Annotated in this window: 1 rRNA gene; it reads right to left on the reverse strand. The window is 57.5% G+C overall.

Going from position 1 to position 1,554, the window contains the following annotated elements:
* Positions 1 to 1,426 (reverse strand): 16S ribosomal RNA (locus ACFUUZ_RS31665); the annotation flags it as partial.
* Positions 1,427 to 1,554: the final 128 nt, after the last annotated feature.

Here is a 1,554-nt window from a genome sequence, read left to right on the forward strand (position 1 = left end):
AGGGGTTAGGCCACCGGCTTCGGGTGTTACCGACTTTCATGACGTGACGGGCGGTGTGTACAAGGCCCGGGAACGTATTCACCGCAGCGTTGCTGATCTGCGATTACTAGCGACTCCAACTTCACGGGGTCGAGTTGCAGACCCCGATCCGAACTGAGACCGGCTTTAAGGGATTCGCTCCACCTCACGGTATCGCAGCCCTCTGTACCGGCCATTGTAGCATGTGTGAAGCCCTGGACATAAGGGGCATGATGACTTGACGTCGTCCCCACCTTCCTCCGAGTTGACCCCGGCAGTCTCCTGCAAGTCCCCGGCATAACCCGCTGGCAATACAGGACAAGGGTTGCGCTCGTTGCGGGACTTAACCCAACATCTCACGACACGAGCTGACGACAGCCATGCACCACCTGTACACCGACCACAAGGGGGCCTACATCTCTGCAGGTTTCCGGTGTATGTCAAACCCAGGTAAGGTTCTTCGCGTTGCATCGAATTAATCCACATGCTCCGCCGCTTGTGCGGGCCCCCGTCAATTCCTTTGAGTTTTAGCCTTGCGGCCGTACTCCCCAGGCGGGGTACTTAATGCGTTAGCTACGGCACGGATCCCGTGGAAGGAAACCCACACCTAGTACCCACCGTTTACGGCGTGGACTACCAGGGTATCTAATCCTGTTCGCTACCCACGCTTTCGCTTCTCAGCGTCAGTTACTTCCCAGAGACCCGCCTTCGCCACCGGTGTTCCTCCTGATATCTGCGCATTTCACCGCTACACCAGGAATTCCAGTCTCCCCTGAAGTACTCAAGTCTGCCCGTATCGCCCGCAAGCTTGGGGTTGAGCCCCAAGTTTTCACGGACGACGCGACAGACCGCCTACAAGCTCTTTACGCCCAGTAATTCCGGACAACGCTCGCACCCTACGTATTACCGCGGCTGCTGGCACGTAGTTGGCCGGTGCTTCTTCTACAGGTACCGTCACTTGCGCTTCGTCCCTGTCGAAAGAGGTTTACAACCCGAAGGCCGTCATCCCTCACGCGGCGTCGCTGCATCAGGCTTCCGCCCATTGTGCAATATTCCCCACTGCTGCCTCCCGTAGGAGTCTGGGCCGTGTCTCAGTCCCAGTGTGGCCGGTCGCCCTCTCAGGCCGGCTACCCGTCGTCGCCTTGGTAGGCCATTACCCCACCAACAAGCTGATAGGCCGCGGGCCCATCTCACACCGATAAATCTTTCCACCACCAACCATGCGATCAGTGGTCCTATCCGGTATTAGACCCAGTTTCCCAGGCTTATCCCAGAGTGCGAGGCAGATCACCCACGTGTTACTCACCCGTTCGCCGCTCGTGTACCCCGAAAGGCCTTACCGCTCGACTTGCATGTGTTAAGCACGCCGCCAGCGTTCGTCCTGAGCCAGGATCAAACTCTCCGTTGAAGACTCACAACCACACCCCGCAGGGCGCAATCGAAAGAAAAACGCGAGTCCGAAAACCCAGCAAAACAAAACACCAGCAAAAAATGTTTGCTGACAAAATGTCCCAGCCTCCACACGGGGGTGTGAAA

The organism is Nocardia sp. NPDC057353 (genome assembly GCF_042667085.1).
Lineage (GTDB): Bacteria > Actinomycetota > Actinomycetes > Mycobacteriales > Mycobacteriaceae > Nocardia.